Here is a 17,321-nt window from a genome sequence, read left to right as displayed (position 1 = left end):
CCTGAATCACAAAATCACAGAGCTCGCAAGAGCTTGGTGCGGTTCACACCCTAGACCGCCAACCGCGATGCGGCAGGACGTACCGTCAGGAATGAACCGGATGACTGAAAAAGCGACCTCTCTCCTTGTGTCCGGCGTACTTTGCACGTTCATCGCTGCGCACACTGCACACGCTGAAGAAGCGACGCAGCCCTTCACCCTGGCGTGCATCAACAATGGCGGCAAAAAAATCTACTTCAGCATCGACCTCGCATCCAAGAAATGGGCCTTGATGAAGCCGAATGGCGAGCGTGAATCGAAGATACAGGAAGTCGCGCTTCAGTCCGACGATGTTATCAAGCTGAAAAACCCGGGTGGCTATTTCCTGGTCAATCGAAAGACTGGCGCCATGGACCTGATCAAGGGTGAGAGCCGCAAGGTCGATAGGATCTCGTGCCGCAAGCACGACAGCTTCATCCCGATTCCAGTGGACGAGCGTCCGGCGAACAAATTCTGAGTGACCCGTTCTGGCTCCGAACGCATCCGAGGAGGCGGGTATCCCTGACGTAGCTAATTCGCGCATGCCCTTGCGCTTGCGTTCCGTCACGCACCTGATCGCCGCCACCGTCCTCCTACCCCTGGGCATCCTGCTCCTCGGCCTGTGGGAGCAGGAGCGGGCCGGCGCCGATTGGGCCGACCTCGCCGCCGAGCGGGAGCACCTTACCCGGATCGTCGCGGATCTGGAAGCGCGGGCGCCGCCGGACGGGCGCCCCGATTTCCGGATGCAGTTCCGCCGCAACGGCAAGGGTTATGGCGGTCCACTCGCCCTGGTTCAGGCCCGGGCGGCCCGGGACGAGGTCGCGACCCTGACGACGATCATGGACTGGCGCCGCCTGCTCCCGCCCGTGGTCGTCGCGGCCGGGGGCGGCGCCGCACTCCTGTCGATCCTCGTGCTCCTCGCCGGCGCCGCTCTCGGGCGGCTGGGGCGGGCCTCGCGCGACGCGCTGGTGGCCGGTTTCTCGTGGATGCGCCGCCTGCTGCCGCCGGTGCTCGCCCTCCAGGTGCTCTTTACAACGGCGGGCTTCGTCGCCGCCGTGGTCTTCGAGGCCGGGTTGCTGGCGCGGCCCGGGCTGGGCGGCGGCGAGATCAAAATGCTGTTCGTGGCCGTCGTCGCCATCGGGGCGGTCCTGGTCGCGGCGGGCGCCACAGTGCTCGGCCTGCGCCGGGCGCTCTCCGCCTTCGAGCCCGACCCCCTGTCGATCTTCGGCCGGGTCGTGTCGCCCGCCGAGGCGCCGGGCCTGTGGCGGCTCACCGAGGGGCTGGCCGACCGGCTCGGAGCGCTGAAGCCGGAGGCCGTGGTGGTCGGCCTTACCGGAGGCTTCTTCGTCAGCGCCGGCCCGGCCGTGGTCGAGCCCGGCGGCGCGCCGCTGACGGGCCGGATCCTCTACCTGCCGCTGCCCTACCTCGCCCTGCTGCGGGGCGACGAGGTGGCGGCGATCATCGGCCACGAACTCGCCCACTATGCCGGCGGCGACACCGTCTACAGCCAGCGCTTCCTGCCGATCTATGCCGGCGTCGGCCGCTCCCTCGACGCGGTGGCGCAGGGGCATGCCGGGACCTTCGGGCTCCTCGGCCCGTCCTTGCGCCTCGGCGTCTTCGTCATGGAGAACTTCCACCTCGCCGTGCGTCACTGGAGCCGGACCCGCGAGTTCACGGCCGATGCGGCGGGCGCTGGCCCGGCCTCCGTGGACGCCGCCGCGCGGGCGCTCCTGCGCACGGGGGCGGTGGCCCCCCGCATAGCCGAGACCTTGGACGCCGCCGCCGAGGCGCCCGGGTCCGCCCCCGCCGACCTCGTGGCGGCGAGCCTCGACCACGCCATCGCGCGCGGCCTCGACGATCCGGCGACGCATCTCGAAGCGGAGCAGGCCCACCCCACCGACACCCATCCGCCGACCCGCGAGCGCGTGGCGGCCCTCGGCCGGACCCTCGACGCCGAACTCCTGGCCGCCGCCGCCGCCGTGCCGCCCCCGCACGCGCTCGGCCAGCTCGCGGCCTACTTCGCCGATCCCGCCGGCCTATGCCGCGCGGCGACGCACGACTTCCTCGACGCCGTGCGGGCCCACGACGCGGCGTTCCGCGCCCATCTCGAAGCGACGGTGGCGGAGATCGGCACCGAGGCGCGGATGCTGCGCGAAAGCACCCGCCCGGGGGCCATCGCCCTCCTGGTGGCCGGCGGCTTCTTCATCGGGGTCGCCCTCCTGTGGCTCGCCGCCGGCCTGCCCGGCCTGTCCGCCAGCCAGGCGGGGGCCGTTATGGGGGTGGCGCTGGCCTGCGGGGCGGTCCTCGGCGGCATCGGCGGTTTCCGGCTGTGGCGGGGCGAGCGCACGACGATGATCCTAAGCCCCGATTCCATGGCGGTGCCCGGCCTCGACCGGCCGATCCCCTGGGACAGCATCGCCGACCTCGACATGACGACCCGGCAGAACGGCGTCGTCACCCGCCTGCTGCTGCCGCCGGAGGCGCCGTTCCCGCAGGCGGCGCCGGGCGGCCGCAAGGTGAAGCTCGATCCGGGCCGGCGCATCGTCACCATCACGGCGGGCCTGCCGTACCGGATGTCGGTACAGGACTTCGCCGGCCTCATCGGCCGCTACCGGCAGGCGGCGCAGGCGCGCCGTGTCCTGGCCGAGACCGCGGCGGCCTCCGAATCCTCCCAGACTCCCGTGATCCCGTGAGGTTCCGAGCATGAACACCGCCGCCGACCGCCCCGAGCCCCTGCGCCTGCCGCCGCCCCGCCAGGGCTGGGGCAACATCTTCTGGACCCTATTCGGCCTCGTTGCGCTAGCGGCCCTCCTCGTCGCCTGCGCCGTCTACACGGCCCCGCCGGTGATCTCGGATTGGCAAATACGGGACACGGCGCGTCCCGTCGCCGCCGCGCGGGTGAGCGACGGCAAGTGCAGCGCCAAGATCGTGCTCCATCTCTGCGACATGACCCTCACCCTGCCCACGCCGACGGGCACGGTGGTGCGCCGGATCAATACCGTGTTCACGGGCATGCACGTGGGCGATTACAGCGTCCGGGTGCTGGCTGATCCGGCCCGGCCCGACCTCGTCACCACCGATCTCGCCCTCGACCGCCTGTGGAACCGCACCGTCACGCTTCTAGTCATCGCCGGGGCGCTGGCGGTCATCATCGTCGCGGCCCTCGCCGCGATGGTGCGCAACCGGCGCGCCGGCGCGATGGGCTAACGCGGTCGCGGCCCGGGCGGATCGCTCCGAAACACGAGGGATAAGGACCAGCACATGATCGTCTTCTGGACCGGGCGCGGCTACTGGGTCGTCCTCTTCGTGGCGCTGGCGATGTTCCTGCCCCTGATCCTCCTGCGGCAGGTCGACGGGCCGGAAGTTGACAGGGTGGTCTGCCTCACCATGAGTCTCGCGGCGCTCGCAGTCCTCGGTCTCGGATGGCGCTGGAACCACGGCACGACCTTCGGGCCGGCCGGGCGCGACCACGCCTTCTGGGGTCTGCCGATGCAGGTCTGGGCCGTGCCGATGCTCGTGTTCGCGGCCCTGCTCGGGACCGGCACCATCACCACGGCGGATGCTCCGCGCGCCCGCCCTTCCTTCCAGGAATCCGGCGGCGTTGTCCGGTGAATCTCAGCCCCGCGTCACGAAAAACCAGTTCGGCGCGAGGCGGCGGTCGCTCTCGGCCCCGGAGCCGGGCGGAAACGCATCGTCCGGCCGGTACACGAACGACGTGCCCCAGGGCGTGCCACCCGGGATCGGTTCGTCCAGGCCGATCTCGCCGCCGGGACCGCGGGTGAACCCCGCGAGCCCGAGGCGTTCGAGGGCGCCGCAGAGGGCGCGGTAGCGGGCGTAGGGAACCCCGAGTTCCCGCAGGAAGTCGATCTCCCGCAGGCTGTCCGTGTCGCGCGAGCCTTGCGGGCGGTAAAGGGTGACGCGCTGGCCGTTGACGAGGCGGGTGCTCTCCCACCACGCCGTTCGCTCCGCCTCCGCCGGAGGATCGTCCCGCCCGCGTTCGAAGGACACCAGGGTGGGCATGGCCGCAATCTCCGCCACCACGGCGTCGAGCCGCGATCGGTTCAGAACGAAGTAGCCCGTCGTCGTTCCGAACGCCGCCCAGATCACGGCAGCAGAGAAGACCGCCAGGGCCAGGAAGGCCGCGACCCGGCGCTTCGCCGCGCGGGCGAACGCCGGCACCGCGACGACGGCCGCGGCGATCCCCGGGGCCGGCGCGTAGGCGACGAGGGCCCAGCCGAACACGACGACACCGCAGCCGCCGACGATGAGGGCCGCCCTTCGCGTCCCGTCGGACCGAGGGGCAATCATGGCGGGACGATCATCGCCGAGAATCCCCGACCAGAATCCTCGAACGGCGCCGTCCTCGAACGGCCGCACGGTCGATGCGAGCGCGTCGCGCCGGGAAGTGCCGGCCCAGGAGCACGAGGCCGAGCCAAGCCAAAACCCAAGCCAAAACCCAGGCCGAAAACCACGCCGCGAGCCAGATCTCGTACAGGTGGGCGTCGAGGGCGGCTTCCCCATCGAGGCCGAGCCAGCGCGCGAGCCCGTGCGGGACCGGAAGGTCGGTCCAGAGGAAGACGCGCAGGACCGGGATCGAGAGCAGGCCGACGGCGAGGACGAGGCCGGCCGCCCGGTAGAGGGGCCGCGCCGCGCCCTCCACGGTGCCGACGAGGCCGCCGACGAGGGCCGTGCCGAGCCAGAGTTCGACGGGCCGCAAGGTCGGATCGGTTCCGGGTTCGGCGGGCAGGAGGGGAAACAGCAGGAAGACCGGGGCGAGGCCGAGCGCCAGCAGCAATCCGAGGAGCGGAACGTGCAGCAGCCGCAGGACGCGTCGGCGGACCGGATCGCCGGCGTCGGGCCCCCGCTCAGCTGTCCGCATCGCGCGCCCGGTCGAGGGCCTTCAGGACGGCGGGGTCGCCCCGGTAGCGCCGTCGCAGGGTCCACTCGTCCGCCTCGGCGTCGTCGCAGCGCAGGCGCTTCACGGCCGCCACGATGGCCCGGCCGCGCGCCGCGTCCGTGGCATCCTCCCCGCCCCAGTGGTTGCAGTCCCGCAGCCGCGTCACGTACGCCGTCACGTCGCCCGGCAGAGCGGGCTCGGCCCGGACGGCGAGCGGCCCGAGGAGCGGCGCAGCGAGAAGCGTTGCGAGCGGCCCGGCAGAACGCTTGGCTACCTTGGAGAGAACGGTCCGCATGGCTCTCCATCCTGCCTTTCTTCGGACGTCCCGCGCCGTATACAGGGAACCCGCATGAGACGCAGCCTTCTCCCCGCCGCCCGCTTCGCCGCCGCCCGCTTCGCGCTCCTCGCAGCGTGCCTCCCCGCCCCGTCAGTGGCGGCGGGATGGGAGGCGGCGCGGTTCGAGTCGCCCGCGAAGACCGAGACCGCGACGTCTGGAGAGGGCAAGATGTCGGGGGAGGGCAAGCAGATCACCTGCACCACCTACCGCGATCTCATGGTGCGCGAGAGCGACGCCGACACGCCGGACCCCGAGGACGCGACCCTCGTGCCCCTCGCGAACGGCGCCGCCCCCGCCTGCGCCACCGCGCCGGGGCCGGGTGCGCGCATCCTGGCGACCGCCGGCCAGCGCTTCCTCGGCCGCACGGGCGGGTTCCTCGTCTTCGAGCAGGCGAGCACCAACGGCACCGTCCCGTTCGCGGTGCTCGACGCGGGCACGGGCCGCACCCTGATCCGGGACACGACCGCCGAGGCCAGCATCGACACCTTCGCGGTTGCGGACGGGACCCTGCGGCTCGGGTTCCAGCGCGGCGTGCAGGGGGCCTGCTCGATCCCGAAGCACGGCGCCGCGTGCTGGGCGCGGATCGCCCGCGACGGGCCGCTTCCACCCGCCGTCGCGGCCCTGCCGGCGCCCGTGAAGGCCTGCGCCGGGAGCTATCGGGCCGGAAAGGCCCCGAAGGACACGCCCAGCATCGTCTCGTTTCCCGTACTCTTCACGGGGACCGCCCCGCCCACCGTCGAGGCCGGCGGCCCGGTGCGCTGCGCCCCGACACCGTGAAGGCGATCTCCCCGTGAGGGCGGGTCTCACTTTGACAGCATGCCTGCCCCGTCATCGAACCATCACGCCAAGCCCGCATCCGGGGCCATCCTACCGAGAAACCGCCGTATGATCTCTCGCCGTCACGCCCTCGCCGCTGCGCTCGCCCTGTCGGTCCTGTCCGCCCCCTCGGCCATGGCCGAGCCGACCATCGGCCTCGCCGAGCGCCGGGCGATCGCGGCCTACCGCCAAGACCGCTACCCCGCGCAGGAGAAGGCGATCCAGAGGGCGGCGGGCTTCGCCGTGCCGGTGGAGGTGGCGTGGGACGACCTGACGCTCCCGGGCGACGCCAAGTACTATTCCGACCCGGACTATTTCGAGAAGACGATCTTCGAGCCCCTCGCCGCTGGGCTGAAGGAGGTGGCCAAGGACAAGATGGGCCGCGACGCCCTGGCCGCGAAGCTCAAGACCATCCGCGTCCGCTTCGACGAGAACACCGCGCCGGCCTCGAACTACGCAAAGCGCCTCACGTTCGACGGCGGGGTCCTCGACGTGAACTGGCGGCCGTTCACCAACGTCACCGACTCGAAGGAACGGGCCGAGGCCGTGGTGAAGCTGCTGGAGAAGGGCCTCTGACGGTGCGTGATATCGCCCTGAGCCTCGCCGCCCTGCTCGCCGCCTGCGGCGCGGCGGCGGCCGAGCCGGCCGCCCGGTCCGGCACCTACGACAGCCTGACCCTGGCGATCTCCGGCGATGAGGTGGCGGGGGTCTTCGCCGAGCAGCGGGGGGCGGCTGATGCCGGTAGCCCGCAATTCGCCTGCGTCTTCCTCCTGCGCGGGACCCTCGCGGGCGACCGGGCCAAGGTCGAGACGTGGTTTCCCGACGAGCCGGAGCGCATCCCGGGGGACCTCGCCTTCACCCCGGACGGCGCCGCCCTGACCCTCGCGGAGGATCACGGCGGTTGTTCGATGACCACGGGCACCATGGTGGGGACCCCCTACGCGCTCTCGCGGCGTGCTGCGGCGACCCCGTCCGGATGGATCGGCGTCGGCCTCGTGACGGCCGAGCGCACGGCCTTCCGGCCGGAACCCGGCCCGGCTCCGGCCCGGGCGCCCTACCTCGTCCGGCTCGATCCCGTCGCGGTGGTGGAGCGGCGGGACGCCTGGGTGCGCGTGCGCTACCGGGGGGAGAAGGCCCCGGTCATCGGCTGGCTGCCGGCGGCCGACCTCGCCGTGGTGACGCCCTGACCCCCTCGCCGCTCGAACGGGCCGAAGGCCCGCCGCCGACCACAAGATGTCCCATGCGCCGAACGCTGTCCCACACCCTCCTCCAGCTGATCCTCGTTGCCGGCCCGGCCGTCGCCCAGGCCCCCGCCGCGCCGCCGCGCCCGGCCACGACCTGGGTGCCGGTGGAGGAGCCCATGAGCGCGCTCCTCAACGGCGGCCACCGCATCGTCTCCGCCTCCGGTCCGAGTTTCACCCTCGAGCGGGGCGGCAAGTACGTGGTCTGCGAGGTGCGGCCGGCGGGCGGGATCCGCGGGGCATCCGAGACCACCTCGACCTGCCACCGCGTGAACTGAGGCCGGTGCGATGGAAGCCAGGGACGCCTCCCTTCGCGCGCGGTTCGACGCCCTGTGGGCGCGGACCGTCGGCACGCCCGGCGCGGCGGCGTGGCGGGCCCTCGACGCAGGCTACGGCGCGGCGGACCGGCACTATCACGGCTGGCCCCACATCGCGGCGCTGCTCGCGGGGCACGATTCCGTGCGGGCGCATCTCGATTTCGCGGGCGTCGACGGCGACGCCATCGATCTCGCCATCGCCTTCCACGACGCCGTCTACGACACCGTCCGCGCCGACAACGAGGCCCGCAGCGCCGACCTGCTGCGTGCCGAGGCGGGGCCGGCGTCCGGGGATGCGCGCGTCCGGGCCGCGATCGCGATGATCCACGCGACGGCGGCGCACGGCCCGAGCGCGGACCCGGCGACCCGGCTCCTTCTCGACCTCGATCTCGCCGTGCTCGGTGCGCCGCGCGCCGTCTACGCGGCCTACGCGGCGGCGATCCGCCGGGAATACACCGCCGTTCCCGAGGCGGCGTGGCGGCTCGGGCGCGCCCAGGTCCTCGACCGTTTTCTCGCCCGGCCGCGCCTCTACCAGACCGACCTCTTCCACGACCGCTTGGAGGCCGCCGCCCGCGCCAACCTCGCGGCGGAAGCGGCCGGGCTCCGCGCCGGCCCCCCGGAATAGTGACGTCCCGCATGCGTCCCTCGCGCCGCGTCGCGCTCCTCGGCCTGCCCCTTGTGCTCGCGGCCTTCGCGGCGGAGGGCCGGTTCGGCACCACGCGGTACCGCCTCGCCGGGACCGCGTACGCCGTGCCCGACGCCTACGAGTTTTCCCGAAACGTCCGCCTGCCCTGGCTCGACGCGCTCCCGGGGCTCGGCTGGGAGCTGGCGGACTCGCTCTGGCTGTTGCTGCCCGCCGCCGAGGTCGCGGCGGGCCTCGCCGGCTACAGACCCCTCAGCCGCGGCCATGCCGGCCCGTTCGAGGCCGATCTGGTGGTCCACATCGTCGGCGACCCGGACGGGCGCCACTTCGCACCCCTCCACGCCCGGCAATGGGGCAATTTCGATGCGCGGCTGGCCGAGGGCGCGCCGTGGCGGCCTGACCCGTCCGGCGGCGAGCGCCTCGTCCATTCCGAGGGCGTCGACCACCGGCGCTTCTACCGCCTCCCGTCCCGGCACGCGGCGCGGCCGGCCGACCAGGCCCCGCCCAGCTGCCTCGCCTCGGATACCTCGGACAGGCGCGAGGTCTCCACCTGCACCTACCTCGTCCACCGCGGTGGCCCCACCTACGATTTCTCCCTGCGCCCGGAGAATCTGGCTGTGGCCGACCGCGTGCCGGCCTACGTCCTGGCGCGCCTCGCGGCCTGGAAGCGGTCGGCGCCGGCCCGGGAGAGGGTTCCCTGATCCGCCGCGACCCGGCCTACTGGCAGCGCCTGCGCAAGGACCGTCCCTCGAACGTGGCGGCCGGGCTCGCCCTCGTGGCGGGCCTCGCCGCCACCGTCTCGGTCATCGGCTGCCTCGTGCCCGGACCGCACGGCGCCGCCCGGGCCCAGCCGCTCTACTGGCTGTCGATGCTGCCCCTGGTCTGGTGGGCGAACAGCCTGGTGCGGTTCGAGCCGCGCGCGGTGCCGTGCTGGTGCTCCACCCTGGCCCTGGACTGCTTCGGCGCCGGCGCAGGCCTCGCAGCGGCCCTGTGGCGGGCCGAGGACTGGTCGCTGCCCGCCCTCGGCTTCGCCGTCACCCTTGCAAGCGCCGGAGCAAGCCTCGTGGTCCACCGCGACAGCTTGGTAGCGCGCGAGGGGCCGGCGCGCTGAGCGCCACGGACCCGTCAGCGCAGGCGGATCGGCCGCAGCGGGCCGTGGAAGAAGCCGGGCTCCATCCCGATGGCGGCGGCGCGCTCACCAATCACGGCGAGGCCGCCCAGCAGCCCGGCAATGGGAGCATCCAGCAAGCCCGGATGGTTCAGGGCCTTGCCGATCTGGCGGCCCTCCCACCAGAACTCCGCGAAGAGCAGGGCGAGGAGGCCGAGCAGCCCCCAGGTCACCAGGCCCTGCCCGAGGAAGTAGACACCGTAGGGCGGCGACAGGATCGTGCTGAGCTTTGCTAGACCGATCACCCCGGCAAAGCCCAGGACGAGGATCAGGAGCAGGCGGACCAGCAGGCGCCGATACAGGCGCAGGGCCAGGTTGAGTTCCTCGACGGAGGAATGGTCGAGACTCAGGGACATCCGGTTCCTCCTGTGCGGTTCTTCCGCCTGATACGGTCCGGGAGGTGTGGCTGACGGGCGGCCGCCCCGCAACCGGCACCGGGGCTGGTGACATCTCGGGGCCGGACGCCCATGCTCGTCCGTGGATGCGAGGAGCCCGAACCGTGCTGGCGATCCTGGACCGCCTGTTCTCCCGATCCGCCACGCCTGCCCCCGCGACGGGCCGCCTCACGCCCGAGCAAGCGGCGGCGATCGCGGCGTGCGCCGCGGCGGGAACAGGCACCGCCACCACCGGCACGGCCGTGCCGACACGGACGGACACCGGCCTCGTCTGGGACGTCTGCGAAGTCGCCTACGGCAGCGGCTGGCGCGTGTGCGTGGACGACGCCACGGGCGCGCCCGGCCCGGTCGGGCGCTGGGGCGTCCGGTGAACCGGGCAGTGCGAGAACGAGCGCTCGGTGCGCTCGTTCTCCTCGGGCTGACGGCCGGCCTCGTGCCCCAGACCGTGCGGGCGCGTGACGGAGGGCCCTATCCCTTGGCCTGCCGCGACGTGCACGCGGATTTCGCCCGCCATGAGGGGTGTGCCCGGCGCGCGGGCGATTGGATCCGCATCGATCCCGCCCGCCTCGCGCGCATGCCGTTCAAGGACGGGGTGACGGAGATCGTCGTCGACGGGATCGGCTGGCTCTGGACGCGCCGCGACGGGCTGGCGCTGCCGGTGTTCCCCCTCGACAACGGGCCAGACCCCTTCGCGCAGGGATTGGTGCGCGCTCGTCACGCCGGCAAGGTTGCGTTCCACGACCGGCGCTTGTGCCGGGTCCTCACCACGGATTTCGACTGGTCGTTCCCGTTCAACGCTCGCGGCGAGGCCCTGGTCTGCCGGGGCTGCCGCTCGGACGGGCGCCAGCCGTCCGCCATGGTCGGCGGCCGATGGGGGCTGATCGATCGGCGCGGCCGGCTGACGAGGCGGTTGGAGAAAGGCCAAGACGCCGCCCGGCGCTACTTCGACTGGCCCCGATGAGGAGCGGACGACGCGATCGCGATCCCGTGCAAAGGTTCAGCAGCCGCTCTCCGTCTGCCCCCATTGAGAGACGCCGATGCGACCCGTAGAACGCACACTCCTCGGCATCAGCCTGCTCGTCTCCCCGCAGACTTGCGGAGGCGTAAGGACGGGCATTTACCTTGAAGGAGACATCAGTCCTGTCTTTAGGGATCTTCAGCTGACCTCAGCCTGGACGCACCCGACTCTCATTCTTATGGCAAGACTCTAGATCGCGTACCGAGCGGTTGTAGGTCTCGTTGAAGCGTTGCGCCGGTTGGCTCGGATCACCCTTGGTGCGAATGTCCCGGGCGACGTCCCGGCCATGCCCAATCACGCTTGCGACCGTGTCGGTGTAGCCGGTGCAGGATGAGTTCGCCTTCGGGCTCATGCCGTCGAGGACCGTGCCGAGGTGGCGGTTGGCGTTCGAGACCTCGCTGAGTGCGGCCAGGAAGGGAGCGACATCCGCCTTCGGTCCCAGTGCCTCGAACCGCCGGACCGCGCGGCGCAGGGTGAGGCTGGTGGAGAGGAGGCGCCCTGCCGGCGCATCCTCCGGCAGGGCCGCCAGGCGGCGCTCATCCCGGGCGATCTCGCGCTCGAACAGGGCCGTGCCGTACGCGTCCATCGCCTTGGCGGCTGCGTCGACCCGGGGAACGAGGATCGCATGCTGCTCGCGGGCGAACTTGAAGCCATCCTCCTTGAACTCCCGCGTGGTCTGATAGCGTGTGAGCGCCTTCAGGATGGGATTGACCTCGCGCAGGGCCGCCAGCAGCCGGGCGGCCTGAGCATCCACCTCTGGCACGACGCCCGGCAAGGCAACGGCCTTCTCCAACTCGTCGATGACCCCATCGAAATCCACGATGCCGAAGTGGTACCAGGCGTTGGCGCCGAGCTTCGTTCCGAGCTTGAGCACCCGCTCGTTGTCGCGCCGGTAGTCGGCCAACTGCTGCTCCAGGGGATGAGACCGGACCAAGTGGTTCTGGGCCTCGGTGTAGGCATTGGCTTTCGCCAAAGCCTGAGCCTCGGGCGTCTGCGCCGGCGCCGGGCGGGCGGTCGCCCGAGCCGAGCCCGGCGGTGGCGGCGGGCTCTGCAACAGGGCCTGGGAAGCCGCGGGTGCGGCGGGAAAATCGCATTTGAACGCGTCGATCAGGCTTTTGCGCACGGCCTCATGAGCCTGGGCGCACTGATAGGCCACGGTCGCGCGCGCGCCCTCGTTGCGCAGGACCGACTCGCGGAAGCTCTCGCGCATCGTGCCGATGCCCTGGCGGATGCCGGGACGAGCGGCTTCCGGTACGCCGGGGCTGGCCGCGCATTGGGCATAGGCATCCAGGAAGGCGTCACAGCTCTCGACGCCCACCGGTGTGGCCGGCGTGACCGCCACCACGGGTGTGGCCGAGATCCCCCACAGGAGGGCCAGCGCGTAGGCCGAACGGTGAGACATGCCGAGCTTTCTCGTGGAGGCTGTGCTGCGCATTCTGGTCCTGGAAGTTGAAGCGGTGGGCCCTGGGACGACGACGCTAGAGATTGCGGAGGGCGAGCAGCGGGACGAAGGCGGCCAGTACGACGGGTGCCGACCAGTACTCCATTCGGATCCAGAACAGCGCGTGCCGCCGTGTGAGCAGCACGCGCGCATTCGTGGCGGGATCGATGAGTTCGCGCGGAGGCGTGATGCTGAGGCGTCGACCGACCACCTAGTTCAAAGCGGCGGCGGCGAAAAGGCCAAGGTTGAAGGCGAGAAACGCAAGTTCGAAGTGTCGAAGCGCTTGCAGCGATAGCTGGGCCAATGCACCGACGATGATCGCGGCGCCGACGACAATGGGGACAACTAGGATGCCCCACCCGACCAGATGAACAGGATAAATTTCAACTCGCAGTTGAAATTCGTAGATGAGGCGGTGGCGCGCCGCGCCGAGCCACACCCCTTGATCAACGAGCTTCGTTACGACAGCTCTGTGATAGCCTCAATGCTGCGGCTTGCGATGACCAACAGGGCCGCTTCTCCTGGATACACCGTGCTGTGGTGTAGCGTGCTAGTGCATCCTGAGCTTTGATCAGCAGCCACGACAGCCTTCCTGCTATGTAGGCGGCTGCATGCGCACGAGGAGCCAAGCACCCACTAGCTTCTCCCCACCTTAAACGTCCAATTCTGCTAAACTGGCATTCAGAATCGGACAGACCGCTAACCACACATCCCAGCCGTAGGCCGCTTCTCTCGTCAGCCTGGAAGCGGACCTTCCCAAGGCTCACGCTAGGTCGCGCGCGGCCGCACAAAACATCACGGTGCGCCTCTTTGCGTAGCGTGCCCCTATGCGAACGGTCGATCCAAGTTGGTGGCGTCCGCTTACGGAATGCCGTCACAGCCAGCTGAATGGCCGGGATGGGCGCGAAGCCGAACGACCGCTTTTGCGCCCATCGGCGATCCGGCATGGCGTAGGCTGGCCGATAGCCGCATGTCCGCTTCAGAGACGGCCCGGCGCAAAAGCAGACGATCCCCTTGCCACCCATGGCAGCGGTGCAGACAGCCGTAGGCGCGGCCTGAAAGCTGCCCTTCGTCAACCGTCCAACACTTTTGGCACGGTGCGGTTTTGCGGCGGTCCGCTTCCGCGCGACAATGCCGAGTGGTCCCGATGCGACGCTCGGTAGCGACGCCGATAGCTCCTGCTGGTGTGGAATGCCGCCCGCATCGCTCCGCGGATTAGCGCACGGAGAAGGGCGACTGGTAGGGGCGGCCGAACGGGACGCCGTTGTTGACCGTTTGCACCGGCGCTAGAAAGCCCTTGCCGTCGCGTCGATTGTTGCGGGTGTCCACCATCGAGAGCGGGCGCTCAACCCACTCCATCACCGAGACATCCCCGGGCGCGCCGACTTGCAAGGTTCCGAGCTTCGGGACGCGGTCGATAATGCCGGCCGGCTTGTGGGTCGCCATCGCGATCACCTGCTCCAGGCTGAAGCCCAGCGGCAGAAACTTGCTCATCACCACCGGAAGGAAGGGCATGCCGGGGGTGTTGCCGGAGAAGACGTGCAGGTCCGACGAGATCGTGTCCGGCGGCGCGCCCTGCGCGATCGCAGCCTCGGCGACGGTGAAGTCGAACGAGCCGCCGCCATGGCCGATGTCGAACACGACCCCCCTGCGCTTGGCCTCCAGGGCGGCCGGCAGCAGCTTGCCGTCCTGAACGATGTTCGTGAACTGACCGGCGCTGTTGGGCGCTCCCGAGTAGCAATGTGTGAGGATATCGCCCGGCCGCAGCAGATCGAGGATTTGACTCATCAGCGCCGGCGTCTCGACGCCGCCGATATGGACCATCACCTTCGCCGGCCGCCCCGACATCTCACAAGCCTGAATGGCCCGCTTCAGCGGTTCGGCCCCATGCTTGAAGATGACGTTCTCGGACATCCGGACCTTGGCTCCGATGGCGAAGTCCGGGTTCTCGGCGATCGCCAGGGCGCAGGCCTCCACATGCGCGTTGTCGAGATTGTACAGCTCGGCCACCGGGAAGGCGGAGAGGCCGTTGTTGGCGATGTGAATGAACGCGAACATCCGCGTCCGCGTCTGGGCTGCAATGTGACGCCGGAGCGCCGCGATGTTGTTGGCTCCCGCGTCGCCCGCCGAGACGACGGTGGTCACCCCCGAGAACGGGACGGTCTCGTCGGCCGGGATGCCGATCGCCGAGCCGTAGGGATAGGTGTGGGCGTGGAGATCGACGAGCCCTGGCAGCACGAGCTTGCCGGAGGCGTCGATCGTCTGCTTGGCGCGCTCGGCGGGGATATCCGGCTCGAGGGCGGCCACCACGCCGAAGCGGATGCCGACGTCACGCTTGGCCCGCAGCGACTGGCTCGGGTCGATGACCTCCCCACCCTTGATCAGCAGGTCGAAGCGGTCGGGCACGGCGGCGGCCGGCCCCACGGCCGCCACGGCGCCAGCGAGTCCGAGCCAGGTACGACGCGACAAATCTGCCATTGTCCAACCTCCCGCGGGACGCCGCCGCGCGCCGTTGGTCGGTGCGTCGGCCTGCAGATCCCGTTGCACAGCGCACGTTCTGCGACGGCGCCGGGCCGGAGCGTAGCTTTCGCGATGCTCAAGCTGCAAGGTTTCGGAGAAATCGTGCCTTGACGACCGCCGGAGATTATATCGGTTGCCGGCGGATCGCCCCGGCCTGCTGCAGAAGCTGGCGAACGCCCGACGAAGGGCTGTTTTCAGGTTGCGCCAGTGGCGATCCGCGCGACCTGGTTGGGTCGTAAACGGTCGGGGCGGCCATGTCCGCAGCGATGGCATTGCCGCCCGGAAGCGGATCGGCAGAAATCCACCGGCTCCAGACGTAAGGGCGACTCCCGCCAATTGCATAGAAGCGGACCTCCCGAACCTCAGAGAGGGGTCGAAAGCAGCTCCTCGCGATCGGTACAGAGCCTTCAGTTTTGGACCACTACATTTAGAGCCATGTCCGGCTGGGTTGAATCGTTGGGGGTAGCGGGCAGTCTGCGGATCTGATTCGATGTTGGGCTTTCCGAGGAGGTCGGGATGCCGTCAGCGCTATCGATGGATCTGCGAGAACGCGTGATCGCGGCGATCGAGGCGGGAGCTTCGCGCCGACAGGCGGCCAAGCGCTTCGGGGTCGGCCCATCCAGCGCGATCCGCTGGCATGAACGCTTCCAGGCGGAGGGCGCGATCGCACCCCGGCCCTCGTGCGGGCAGCGACCCGCACCGGCCATCGAAGCGCACGCTGAGCGGATCCTTCAGGTCGATCGGGAGCAGCCGCAGGCCTTCCTGCACGAGGTGCGTGATATCCTGGCCGAGCAGGGTGTCCGCACGAGCGTCAGCGGGCTGTGGCGGTTCTTCGCCCGGCATCGGGTCACCCGTAAAAAGGGGCTGTCGACGCGGCCGAGCAGGAGCGTCCGGACGTGAGAGCCGCACGGGAGGCGTGGTTCGAGGGTCAACTCGACCTCGACCCCGATGCCGTCGTCTTCATCGACGAGACGGCGACCGCCACGAACATGGCCCGCACTTACGGTAGGGCTCCACGCGGCGAGCGCTGCCGGCTCCTCGTGCCCCAGGGCCATGTGTGGACGCCCCTTCGGGTGCAAGCAAAATCTCTGGACGGGCGCTGCGCGTGATCGGGTGCTGCCATGTGTCCGGCCTCTGATGCGGCGGGTTACATGCCGCGGGCCCGTATGGGAGTGCGAGAGTCGGGACCACATCACTACAGCGCGCTCGAAGCGCTTACCCTGAGCCTGGTTCTCCCAACTCCGTCTCACCGACGTTGCGCCATACCTGTCCGTTGACCTCCTCACGCCCTCCGACAGCCTCGCGTCCGCCCCGCCTACGCGGTGACGGCCGGAGCTCGGTAGATCCCACCCTTCGTCAGAAGGGCCCACGCGATGCGCGCGTTCTTGTTCGCCACAGCCACGATGACCAGCATCGGCGGCTTGCGCGCGAGCATTTGGCCAAGCCATGAGTCCGCCGGGACGCCCTTGCGCTTGGCCCAGCGTACGACTGCGCTGGCAGCGATGATCAGCAGACGTCGCAACGTCCGCTCGCCCATACGCGAGGTACGTCCGAGCCGCTCCTTGCCGCCAGTCGAGCGCTGCACCGGTGTCAGCCCGACCCAGGCGGCGAAGTCGCGGCCCGAACGAAACGTCTCGACGGGTGGGGCCAAGGCCTCGATGGCAGTGGCGATCAGCGGCCCGATACCGGGCACGCTCATCAGCCGCCGAGCCGTATCGTCGGCCTTCGCGCGCGTGGCGATCTCGGCATCGAGCGCTGCGGTCTGTTCCTGCAGATGGCGGAGCGCACAAACGAGCACGGCAAGGCTGGCGCGGGCGGCTGGAGGAATGTCCGAAGCGGGATCCTCAATCTGCGCGATCAACCGCTCGATATGGGCGGGTCCCTGCGGCGCGATCAGGCCGTACTCGGCAAGATGGCCGCGGATCGCGTTGATGAGCTTAGTACGCTGGCCGACCAGCACATCGCGAGTCCGGAAGATCACCGCGGAGGCTTGCTTGGCTTCGCTCTTCACGGCAACGAAGCGCATGGTCGGACGCTGCGCGGCCTCGCAAATCGCCTCGGCATCGGCCGCGTCGTTCTTCTGGCGCTTAACGAAGGGCTTCACGTAGGCAGGCGCGATCAGCTTGACCGTGTGGCCGAGCTTGCCGATCTCGCGGCCCCAATGATGCGCGCCGGGGCAGGCCTCCATCGCCACGAGGCAGGGTGGTTGGGCCGCAAAGAAGGCGAGTACTTGATCACGCCGTAGCTTCTTGCGGAAGATCGGGGCACCGGCAGCATTCGCGCCGTGCGCCTGAAAGACGTTCTTGGCCAGATCCAGGCCGATGGTGCTAACCTCTGTCACGGACGCCTCCCTCGGGTGGTTCACAAAACCACCACTTTGGCACGTCGATGCCGTCGGGGGGCGTCCACCCCATCATTACAAGACCATCACCGTCACCGCCGCCCTGCGCACCAGCGGCTTGGTCGCCACCACCCTGTTCGACGGGGCCACCAACGGCGCGCGCTTCCGC

21 protein-coding genes and 2 pseudogenes are annotated in these 17,321 nt (G+C 70.3%); 16 read left to right on the top strand and 7 right to left on the bottom strand.

The window, feature by feature from the left end; translation table 11 throughout:
• The 4 genes from MFF40_RS27410 to MFF40_RS27395 all read left to right on the top strand — a co-directional run.
• On the top strand, positions 1–496 hold a 496-nt coding region (locus MFF40_RS27410), incomplete at its 5' end, for a hypothetical protein (protein WP_238263012.1).
• A 64-nt stretch (positions 497–560) separates the two neighbouring features.
• The gene (locus MFF40_RS27405) at positions 561–2,711 is read left to right on the top strand and encodes a M48 family metalloprotease (RefSeq protein WP_147898521.1); all 2,151 of its coding nucleotides are present in this window, start codon (positions 561–563) and stop codon (positions 2,709–2,711) included.
• Between the two features lie 10 nt (positions 2,712–2,721).
• The gene (locus MFF40_RS27400; protein WP_056186785.1) at positions 2,722–3,225 is read left to right on the top strand and encodes a hypothetical protein; all 504 of its coding nucleotides are present in this window, start codon (positions 2,722–2,724) and stop codon (positions 3,223–3,225) included.
• 54 nt (positions 3,226–3,279) lie between these two features.
• Positions 3,280–3,630, top strand: coding sequence for a hypothetical protein (locus MFF40_RS27395; protein WP_147898520.1), 351 nt, complete (start codon positions 3,280–3,282; stop codon positions 3,628–3,630).
• Between the two features lie 3 nt (positions 3,631–3,633).
• Here MFF40_RS27395 and MFF40_RS27390 read toward each other — a convergent pair whose 3' ends face one another.
• The 3 genes from MFF40_RS27390 to MFF40_RS27380 are packed head-to-tail and all read right to left on the bottom strand — an operon-like array spanning position 3,634 to position 5,210.
• Complete coding sequence (locus MFF40_RS27390; RefSeq protein WP_147898519.1) at positions 3,634–4,326, bottom strand: hypothetical protein; 693 nt, start codon at positions 4,324–4,326, stop codon at positions 3,634–3,636.
• A 10-nt stretch (positions 4,327–4,336) separates the two neighbouring features.
• Complete coding sequence (locus MFF40_RS27385; protein ID WP_147898518.1) at positions 4,337–4,897, bottom strand: hypothetical protein; 561 nt, start codon at positions 4,895–4,897, stop codon at positions 4,337–4,339.
• The gene (locus tag MFF40_RS27380; RefSeq protein ID WP_147898517.1) at positions 4,884–5,210 is read right to left on the bottom strand and encodes a hypothetical protein; all 327 of its coding nucleotides are present in this window, start codon (positions 5,208–5,210) and stop codon (positions 4,884–4,886) included. The genes MFF40_RS27385 and MFF40_RS27380 overlap by 14 nt, the downstream gene beginning before the upstream one ends.
• A 54-nt stretch (positions 5,211–5,264) precedes the next feature.
• On the opposite strand from MFF40_RS27380, the gene MFF40_RS27375 reads away from it, so the two are divergent.
• The 7 genes from MFF40_RS27375 to MFF40_RS27345 all read left to right on the top strand — a co-directional run bounded on the left by MFF40_RS27375 (position 5,265) and on the right by MFF40_RS27345 (position 9,380).
• Positions 5,265–6,029 carry a hypothetical protein gene (locus MFF40_RS27375; RefSeq protein WP_238263010.1) on the top strand — a complete coding sequence of 255 codons (765 nt, stop codon included), beginning with the start codon at positions 5,265–5,267 and terminating at the stop codon, positions 6,027–6,029.
• A gap of 108 nt (positions 6,030–6,137) precedes the next feature.
• Complete coding sequence (locus MFF40_RS27370; protein ID WP_147898516.1) at positions 6,138–6,644, top strand: hypothetical protein; 507 nt, start codon at positions 6,138–6,140, stop codon at positions 6,642–6,644.
• 2 nt (positions 6,645–6,646) lie between these two features.
• Entirely contained in the window at positions 6,647–7,255 is a 609-nt protein-coding gene (locus tag MFF40_RS27365) for a hypothetical protein (protein ID WP_187278171.1), read from the top strand.
• Between the two features lie 53 nt (positions 7,256–7,308).
• Positions 7,309–7,587: a hypothetical protein gene (locus MFF40_RS27360; RefSeq protein ID WP_147898515.1), complete on the top strand. Its 279-nt coding sequence runs from the start codon at positions 7,309–7,311 to the stop codon at positions 7,585–7,587.
• A 10-nt stretch (positions 7,588–7,597) separates the two neighbouring features.
• Positions 7,598–8,251, top strand: coding sequence for an HD domain-containing protein (locus MFF40_RS27355; protein ID WP_147898514.1), 654 nt, complete (start codon positions 7,598–7,600; stop codon positions 8,249–8,251).
• Between the two features lie 11 nt (positions 8,252–8,262).
• Positions 8,263–8,970, top strand: coding sequence for a hypothetical protein (locus MFF40_RS27350; protein ID WP_147898513.1), 708 nt, complete (start codon positions 8,263–8,265; stop codon positions 8,968–8,970).
• 53 nt (positions 8,971–9,023) lie between these two features.
• Complete coding sequence (locus MFF40_RS27345) at positions 9,024–9,380, top strand: hypothetical protein (protein WP_238263008.1); 357 nt, start codon at positions 9,024–9,026, stop codon at positions 9,378–9,380.
• Between the two features lie 14 nt (positions 9,381–9,394).
• On the opposite strand, the gene MFF40_RS27340 is transcribed toward MFF40_RS27345, so the two are convergent.
• Entirely contained in the window at positions 9,395–9,793 is a 399-nt protein-coding gene (locus MFF40_RS27340; RefSeq protein WP_147856545.1) for an ABC transporter ATP-binding protein, read from the bottom strand.
• Positions 9,794–9,936: 143 nt separating this feature from the next.
• On the opposite strand from MFF40_RS27340, the gene MFF40_RS27335 reads away from it, so the two are divergent.
• Positions 9,937–10,203, top strand: a complete 267-nt coding sequence (locus MFF40_RS27335; RefSeq protein WP_147856546.1) for a hypothetical protein — start codon at positions 9,937–9,939, stop codon at positions 10,201–10,203.
• A gap of 8 nt (positions 10,204–10,211) precedes the next feature.
• Positions 10,212–10,793, top strand: coding sequence for a hypothetical protein (locus MFF40_RS27330; RefSeq protein WP_238263004.1), 582 nt, complete (start codon positions 10,212–10,214; stop codon positions 10,791–10,793).
• A gap of 205 nt (positions 10,794–10,998) precedes the next feature.
• On the opposite strand, the gene MFF40_RS27325 is transcribed toward MFF40_RS27330, so the two are convergent.
• Positions 10,999–12,252, bottom strand: coding sequence for a DUF3829 domain-containing protein (locus MFF40_RS27325; RefSeq protein ID WP_147898512.1), 1,254 nt, complete (start codon positions 12,250–12,252; stop codon positions 10,999–11,001).
• Between MFF40_RS27325 and MFF40_RS27320 the strand changes: the two genes are divergently transcribed.
• The gene (locus tag MFF40_RS27320) at positions 12,251–12,586 is read left to right on the top strand and encodes a hypothetical protein (RefSeq protein WP_187277875.1); all 336 of its coding nucleotides are present in this window, start codon (positions 12,251–12,253) and stop codon (positions 12,584–12,586) included. The two genes, MFF40_RS27325 and MFF40_RS27320, sit on opposite strands and share 2 nt — an antisense overlap.
• Before the next feature lie 920 nt (positions 12,587–13,506).
• Here the strand turns inward: MFF40_RS27320 and MFF40_RS27315 are convergent.
• The gene (locus MFF40_RS27315) at positions 13,507–14,769 is read right to left on the bottom strand and encodes an amidohydrolase/deacetylase family metallohydrolase (RefSeq protein ID WP_238263002.1); all 1,263 of its coding nucleotides are present in this window, start codon (positions 14,767–14,769) and stop codon (positions 13,507–13,509) included.
• A 558-nt stretch (positions 14,770–15,327) separates the two neighbouring features.
• On the opposite strand from MFF40_RS27315, the pseudogene MFF40_RS27310 reads away from it, so the two are divergent.
• Positions 15,328–15,893, top strand: a pseudogene (locus MFF40_RS27310) (helix-turn-helix domain-containing protein); the annotation flags it as partial.
• Between the two features lie 233 nt (positions 15,894–16,126).
• Here MFF40_RS27310 and MFF40_RS27305 read toward each other — a convergent pair.
• On the bottom strand, positions 16,127–17,152 hold the full coding sequence (locus tag MFF40_RS27305; RefSeq protein ID WP_147853220.1) for an IS110 family RNA-guided transposase: 1,026 nt from the start codon (positions 17,150–17,152) through the stop codon (positions 16,127–16,129).
• Between the two features lie 64 nt (positions 17,153–17,216).
• Here MFF40_RS27305 and MFF40_RS27300 point away from each other — a divergent pair.
• A pseudogene (locus MFF40_RS27300) lies at positions 17,217–17,321 on the top strand (IS630 family transposase); the annotation flags it as partial.

Origin of the sequence: Methylobacterium mesophilicum, from assembly GCF_022179445.1 — a bacterium.
Taxonomy (GTDB): Bacteria; Pseudomonadota; Alphaproteobacteria; order Rhizobiales; family Beijerinckiaceae; genus Methylobacterium; species Methylobacterium mesophilicum.
This window is presented reverse-complemented; position numbering and strand designations above follow the sequence as displayed.